The organism is Drancourtella sp. An57, assembly GCF_002161525.1.
GTDB classification, from domain to species: Bacteria; Bacillota; Clostridia; order Lachnospirales; family Lachnospiraceae; genus Sellimonas; species Sellimonas catena.
Map to the genome: position 1 here is coordinate 1 of NZ_NFHY01000039.1, position 991 is coordinate 991.

1 protein-coding gene is annotated in these 991 nt (G+C 43.8%); it reads right to left on the reverse strand.

Annotated features, from left to right (window positions below; genetic code table 11):
• Positions 1–878: MBG domain-containing protein (locus B5G11_RS16060; protein WP_144289718.1), on the reverse strand; the 878-nt coding region annotated here is incomplete at its 3' end.
• Positions 879–991: the final 113 nt, after the last annotated feature.

Sequence of the window (991 nt, forward strand, 5' to 3'; positions counted from 1 at the left end):
AGCTTGACTGCTTCGTCTGTTCCTGCTCCCGGACGGGTTACCGTATATTTGATTTCATCGTTATTCAGCGTTCCTGTTACTGTAGCGCTGAACTTCGGATCTTCCTTGCCGAACAGCTTTTCTGCTTTGTTGGCTGTTACTGTTACATCCTTATGGGTTACCGTGATCTTCAAGTTATCGATCTGCTGGGTCTCGTATCCTTCCAATGTTACACGGACACTGATCTTTTCCTTGCTGTCGGATACATTTGTTGCACTCGGTGCTGTTGTAGTCCATTCACCGTCGCCTACTTTGTACTCGATCTTCGCCTCTTTCAATGCTTCCTCATTCAGTGTGGCTCCTACATTGTTCAGATAATACGGTGCAGCGTTATAAACACCGCCTCCGTTCTCAGCTGTCAGCTTCAGGTCTTCCGTGTTCGTCTTGATCTCAAAGTCCCCTGCAACATATGTTACTTGATAGTTGCCCTGAATCTTATCACCGGCTGCTACCAGTGCATCCTTATACAGCTTGACTGCTTCGTCTGTTCCTGCTCCCGGTCTGGTGACTGTATACTGGATCTTATCATCATTCAGCGTTCCTGTTACTGTAGCGCTGAACTTCGGATCTTCCTTGCCGAACAGCTTTTCTGCTTTGTTGGCTGTTACTGTTACCGGCTTCGGCGTGATCTTAACTGTTGTAATTTCACTCCATACTTCCTGTTCAGATTCATTAATTACCCGAACATTTACATTCTTATCAACAACATTCGTATATTTAGCTTGACTAATATCTTTCCATGCATTTTCTGAATCATCAAAAAATTGCTTTTTATATCCTTCTGGTACAGCACCTTTGATTTCCAGAGAAGCTTCATAGCCATCATACGTCTTACTCAAACTTCGCACATAGATTTTGCCTATGCACCTTGAAAATTCAATATCTGGCAGGTATTCGATTATCAAAGTTCACCCTTTGCCCTATGCCGCCTGAAGCTGTGTCTTCAACAAAA